Annotated in this window: 3 protein-coding genes and 1 pseudogene; 1 reads left to right on the forward strand and 3 read right to left on the reverse strand. The window is 41.5% G+C overall.

The features are described 5' to 3' along the window. Window positions 1-12 precede the first annotated feature (12 nt). From KV696_RS04140 to KV696_RS04150, 3 genes are all read right to left on the reverse strand, one after another. Window positions 13-891, reverse strand: a complete 879-nt coding sequence (locus KV696_RS04140; protein WP_219966938.1) for a DapH/DapD/GlmU-related protein — start codon at window positions 889-891, stop codon at window positions 13-15. After that, window positions 888-2,972: a glycosyltransferase gene (locus tag KV696_RS04145; RefSeq protein WP_219966939.1), complete on the reverse strand. Its 2,085-nt coding sequence runs from the start codon at window positions 2,970-2,972 to the stop codon at window positions 888-890. The genes KV696_RS04140 and KV696_RS04145 overlap by 4 nt, the downstream gene beginning before the upstream one ends. Window positions 2,973-3,127: 155 nt before the next feature. Continuing rightward, complete coding sequence (locus tag KV696_RS04150) at window positions 3,128-4,969, reverse strand: MiiA motif-containing surface protein (RefSeq protein WP_309147681.1); 1,842 nt, start codon at window positions 4,967-4,969, stop codon at window positions 3,128-3,130. Window positions 4,970-6,408: 1,439 nt separating this feature from the next. On the opposite strand from KV696_RS04150, the pseudogene KV696_RS04160 reads away from it, so the two are divergent. Then, a pseudogene (locus KV696_RS04160) lies at window positions 6,409-6,941 on the forward strand (adhesive domain-containing protein); the annotation flags it as partial.

Consider the following 6,941-nt stretch of genomic DNA (forward strand, 5'->3'; position numbering starts at 1 on the left):
TATATTTCACGTTTAATCTCTTCTTTTTACACAAAGATTTCCATCATTATAAACCACACTGTTTGCCGGGATATCATTACGAACAAGACAACCTGCTCCAATAATCGTGTTATCCCCAATAGTCACTCCTTTTAAAATCGTGACATTGCTTCCTATCCAACAATCTCTTCCAACTCTGATTGGTGCTGTTTTCCACTGCCATTTTTCAATTTTTTCAGCGGTATAAACATGGTCGTGGTCATAAAAACGAACCCCTTCCCCCATCATAGTTCCGTTTCCGATTTCAATTCTTTCCATACAGTTGAAACTACAAGAATTATTGATGAAGACACCATCATGCAGTATTAACTTCCCTGAAGAAACATGGAAATTCTCAAAATTTCTACAAATGACATTGTTTCCCACAATTAAACTAGCTTTACTATCAATTTGAAATACATTCCAATTTCCATCTTGGATGATATTTTCTTGATTATTCACCCCCACTTGGATTGAATTTATACTATCACGAATCCTACCAACCAATTCATCAGGTCTATTTACTTCAAAGACTTCCTGTCCTTGATTTCCGTGGACTGTATTGTCAAAAGCCAAGACTATTTTACCAGCCTGCAAAAATTTAGAAACAATAGAATCGACTTCTTGAAAATGATTGATATCTAATAGGATATCGCACATGTTCACTAGAAAGTTTAACTGTTGTCCATTTGTAACTGTCATGAGACGAACATTATATTTAGACTCCAGTACTCTTATCTTTTCAGAAAACTGTACAGGAGCTGCAATATGAAAACAGATATCTGGTAAGTTTTCCAAAATATATTCTAATTGCTCAATCTGATCACTCACAGTTAAGATTAGTGCATCACCTCGCACAGTATTTTTTCTCATCTATTTAACTCTCTTATTCTCTCTATCATTTCTGAAACTTGATCAATCTGATATATCTCTTGGTTCGCTTCGTAAGATTTAGTATTTTCAAAGGCTAAAATTGGTTTATTTTGGGAAATAAATTGCTCTAATATCTCTAGTTCCTTCTCACCATAGTTGATATCTAAAAGAACCTGACAAGTTTCTACCAATTCTCTATCCAATTCCTCCAAAGATACTGTTCCAGAATAAACAGTAACGTTTGGATACACAACAAGTCTAGAAAGATTCTCACCAACGATTACTCTTGCCGCAATTTTAAATTGCACTTCTGGTAAAGCAGCTATTAGTGTTTCCAACTGCTCAATTTGATCTGAAGCTGTATAAATTAAACAAGAAAATGGAACTTTCAGAGGATAAAGATGCAATTTTTTAAGAGAATGTAAATGATGATTTTTCCCCAACTCTGTCCATTCCATATCATGGTAGTACCACCAAACATCACGATAGGTTTGTTCAGCGTGTGTATTCCAAGGCTTTCTCTTTGATAAGTAGTGGATAATTCCTGGATATTCTTGCCCATCTGGAAAATGATAGTTTGCGAAACGTTCATGAATGACAATATGATTATTATCAAAGTCCAATTCCAACCATCTGTTTTCAAAAAGCATATTCAAGATACTCTGATCTGCCTGATCCACCTTATCGTGCCATTCATTGGTTAAATCAATCAGCTTTTGCGTCATATTCTCTTGTTTCCAAAGAGCATTATGAATCAAGAGAACACCTGCATTAAAGATTTCTCGACAAAAATAGGCTCTTCCTCCAAAATCTCGAATAGCAGCCAAAGGATAGTCCTGTAAATCTGTAGCAAACAAGTCATCTAGATTTTTCGTTACAACTAGATCACAATCCAAATAAAGAGCTTTGTCTTCTTTCACAAAATCAGCCACAAAGTAACGCAAAAAAACAGTGTAACTGATATCTGTTTTGTAACGTGAGATTTGCTCAGAAGTTACCCGACAATTGATAATTTCTGAATCAAACTTTTCCAATCGCTTATTTAATTGTTTCATCCATTCATTGGGAAAATCACTATTAATCAAATAGAAACGAATTGAGCGATTGTGATAGCAAATGGATTTTATAGTCGTCATTACCTGCTCTACATAAGCATAATTTGCCGCCAAGACAATTGCTTTCTTTTCCTTTTGCTCCTGTATTGATAACTGATTTAAAAGAGTTCTTTTCATTTCAAACTCTTTATACGTTGCTGTATCGGATAAACCACTAGCTTGACCGTTCGCGAGACTGACTTCCAACATCTGACGATAAACTGCCAAGTGCTTCTCAAGAGGATAACCCATATTAGCTAGTAGAGTAATACGCTCAGACATAGCATCAACTAAAGCATGCATCCACTTTTCTGTCCAAGTTTTTGTAATACTTCCACTTCTCTGACGATATGCGTACAGACCTTTATTTAAATAAACTACTTTATTTACAGATAGGTACATTTTTTGATTAAAATAACCATCTTCGCCGAGTTTACCTTTATCAAATCGGAGATAATCAAACAATTTCGCTTTATAGAGTTTGCCCCAAGCAGATATCAAAGCAAAACTCTTCATTTCTTGAGATTCATATAAGTTTTCAAAGATAGAAACATTGTCATATACTTTCTCATAGTAGGAATCACCATATATATGGAAATAATATGTCTCCTCATCTTCATTGTAAGAATAATAATTTCCAACAGAAATATCTGCCTGATACTCAATTATTTTTTTGTAAAAGATTTCTACATAATCTAATTCAACCCAATCATCTGAATCGACAAAAGTTACGTAAGATCCAGTCATTCTATCTAAACCTGCATTTCGTGCATCAGATAGACCACCATTTTCTTTTTCAATATAAACAATTCGATTATCTTTCTGTGCATACTCTTGACAAATTTCACCCGAATTATCTGTAGAACCATCATTGATTACAATAATTTCAAGATTTTTATAAGTTTGATTAATTAAACTATCCAAACATTTTTCTAGGTAATTTTCAACATTATAAACTGGTACAATTACCGTAATTTTTTCAGTCATGTAGTCGTTCTCCTTTCCTACTATTATAACATTTTTTATATTATTTTTCCGTTTCCCTTAACTTTTAAAACGCAAAAAATCCCCTGGATGAGTTTTCATCCAAGGGATTTTTCATAAATCGAAATAGTAATACTTTCTATGTATTTTTAATCCGATTATTCTTCATCATCACGTTTACGGCGTTTCGCAAACAGACCTAGACCAGTCACGGCTGCCAAAGCTCCAAGGAGTACAGATGATTTGGAAGCTTTTGTACCTGTATTTGGCAATTGCTGTCTTGACTTACCTGCTGATTCTGATGGTGTTTCAGAAGATAATGTGTCTGCTGATGTAGATGCAAGTGTTGATTCTGACTCAGAAGGTGCTGTGCTTGGTTTCATTACATCTTCTTCTGTCTTAGTCAAATCTGCACCTGGAATCACCGCTGTCTTACCTGATGGTGTTGTGACGGTTGCGTTACCCTTGTCATCTACCACTACTGTAGAACCTGGGTTAACGGCTTTGACCTTGTCTTCGATCACTTTCTTCTCTTCTGGAGTTAAAGCATCTGGATTAGATACAACTGTCTTATCGGCTGGTGTAACGATGTCATTGCCTTCATTTGGTCTAGTTGTAATGTCTCCTGACTTAGTCAAGTCTACACCTGGAATAACGGCTGTCTTACCTGATGGTGTTGTGACGGTAGTAGTACCATTGTTAGTTACCACTACTATAGAGCCTGGGTTGACTGCTTTGACCTTATCTTCAATAACTTTCTTCTCTTCTGGAGTTAAAGCGTTTGGATCAGATACAACTGTCTTATCGGCTGGTGTAACGATGTCATTGCCTGCATTTGGTTTCGTTACATCTTTTTCTGTCTTAGTCAAGTCTACACCTGGAATAACGGCTGTCTTACCTGATGGTGTTGTGACGGTAGTAGTACCATTGTTAGTTACTACTACTGTAGAGCCTGGGTTAACGGCTTTGACCTTGTCTTCGATCACTTTCTTCTCTTCTGGAGTTAAAGCGTTTGGATCAGATACAACTGTCTTATCGGCTGGTTTAACGATGTCATTTCCAGCATTTGGTGTCGGTACAGATTTCTCTGTCTTAGTCAAGTCTACACCTGGAATAACCGCTGTCTTACCTGATGGTGTTGTGACGGTAGTAGTACCATTGTTAGTTACTACTACTGTAGAACCTGGGTTAACAGCTTTGACCTTGTCTTCGATCACTTTCTTCTCTTCTGGAGTTAAAGCGTTTGGATCAGATACAACTGTCTTATCGGCTGGTTTAACGATGTCATTGCCTGCATTTGGTGTCGGTACAGATTTCTCTGTCTTAGTCAAGTCTACACCTGGGATAACCGCTGTCTTACCTGACGGTGTTGTGACGGTAGTAGTACCATTGTTAGTTACTACTACTGTAGAGCCTGGGTTAACAGCTTTGACCTTATCTTCGATCACTTTCTTCTCTTCTGGAGTTAAAGCGTTTGGATCAGATACAACTGTCTTATCGGCTGGTTTAACGATGTCATTGCCTGCATTTGGTGTCGGTACAGATTTCTCTGTCTTAGTCAAGTCTACACCTGGGATAACCGCTGTCTTACCTGATGGTGTTGTGACGGTAGTAGTACCATTGTTTGCTACTACTACTGTAGAACCTGGGTTAACAGCTTTGACCTTGTCTTCGATCACTTTCTTCTCTTCTGGAGTTAAAGCGTTTGGATCAGATACGACTGTCTTATCAGCTGGTTTAACGATATCATTTCCAGCATTTGGTGTCGGTACAGATTTCTCTGTCTTAGTCAAGTCTACACCTGGGATAACCGCTGTCTTACCTGATGGTGTTGTGACGGTAGTAGTACCATTGTTAGTTACTACTACTGTAGAGCCTGGGTTAACAGCTTTGACCTTGTCTTCGATCACTTTCTTCTCTTCTGGAGTTAAAGCGTTTGGATCAGATACGACTGTCTTATCAGCTGGTGTGTTTATTGAAGTACTTGTACTTGTTGAAATTGATGTACTTACACCTGTTGAAGTTGACGTACTTGTTGATGCTGATGTAGATGCTACAGCGCTTGTGCTTGCTGATGTAGACGCTACGGCACTTGTTGACGCTGATGTAGAGGCTACCGCACTGGTTGATGCTGAGGTAGAGGCTACTGCACTTGTTGACGCTGATGTAGAAGCTACCGCACTTGTGCTTGCTGATGTAGAGGCTACCGCGCTAGTACTTGCTGATGTAGAGGCTACAGCGCTTGTGCTTGCTGATGTAGACGCTACGGCACTTGTTGACGCTGATGTAGAGGCTACCGCGCTAGTACTTGCTGATGTAGAGGCTACCGCGCTTGTGCTTGCTGATGTAGACGCTACGGCACTTGTTGACGCTGATGTAGAGGCTACCGCGCTAGTACTTGCTGATGTAGAGGCTACCGCACTTGTGCTTGCTGATGTAGAGGCTACCGCACTTGTTGATGCTGATGTAGATGCTACCGCACTTGTGCTTGCTGAGGTAGACGCTACAGCACTTGTGCTTGCTGAGGTAGACGCTACGGCGCTTGTGCTTGCTGATGTAGAGGCTACCGCACTTGTTGATGCTGATGTAGAAGCTACCGCACTTGTGCTTGCTGATGTAGAGGCTACCGCACTTGTTGATGCTGATGTAGAGGCTACTGCGCTTGTGCTTGCTGATGTAGACGCTACGGCACTTGTTGACGCTGAGGTAGAGGCTACCGCACTTGTTGATGCTGATGTAGATGCTACGGCGCTTGTGCTTGCTGAGGTAGACGCTACGGCACTTGTTGACGCTGATGTAGAGGCTACCGCACTTGTTGATGCTGATGTAGAAGCTACCGCACTTGTGCTTGCTGATGTAGACGCTACCGCGCTTGTGCTTGCTGAGGTAGACGCTACCGCACTTGTTGACGCTGACGTAGATGCTACGGCGCTTGTGCTTGCTGAGGTAGAGGCTACGGCACTTGTTGACGCTGAGGTAGACGCTACGGCACTTGTTGATGCTGAGGTAGATGCTACAGCGCTTGTGCTTGCTGATGTAGAGGCTACGGCACTTGTTGATGCTGAGGTAGACGCTACGGCACTTGTTGATGCTGAGGTAGACGCTACGGCGCTTGTGCTTGCTGATGTAGAGGCTACGGCACTTGTTGATGCTGAGGTAGACGCTACGGCACTTGTTGATGCTGAGGTAGACGCTACGGCACTTGTTGACGCTGAGGTAGAGGCTACTGCGCTTGTGCTTGCTGATGTAGATGCTACAGCGCTTGTGCTTGCTGATGTAGACGCTACGGCACTTGTTGACGCTGATGTAGAGGCTACTGCGCTTGTGCTTGCTGATGTAGACGCTACTGCACTTGTTGACGCTGATGTAGATGCTACAGCGCTTGTGCTTGCTGATGTAGAGGCTACTGCGCTTGTGCTTGCTGATGTAGANGGCGCTTGTGCTTGCTGATGTAGACGCTACGGCACTTGTTGACGCTGATGTAGAAGCTACCGCACTTGTTGATGCTGATGTAGAGGCTACTGCGCTTGTGCTTGCTGATGTAGACGCTACGGCACTTGTTGACGCTGATGTAGAAGCTACCGCACTTGTGCTTGCTGATGTAGATGCTACGGCACTTGTTGACGCTGATGTAGATGCTACAGCGCTTGTGCTTGCTGAGGTAGACGCTACTGCACTTGTTGATGCTGATGTAGATGCTACAGCACTTGTTGATGCTGAGGTAGACGCTACGGCACTTGTGCTTGCTGAGGTAGACGCTACGGCACTTGTGCTTGCTGAGGTAGACGCTACGGCACTTGTTGACGCTGAGGTAGAGGCTACTGCGCTTGTGCTTGCTGACGTAGACGCTACAGCGCTTGTTGACGCTGAGGTAGAGGCTACCGCACTTGTTGACGCTGAGGTAGACGCTACGGCACTTGTGCTTGCTGAGGTAGATGCTACAGCGCTTGTGCTTGCTGATGTAGAGGCTAC

This window comes from Streptococcus humanilactis (assembly GCF_019448275.1).
GTDB lineage: Bacteria > Bacillota > Bacilli > Lactobacillales > Streptococcaceae > Streptococcus > Streptococcus humanilactis.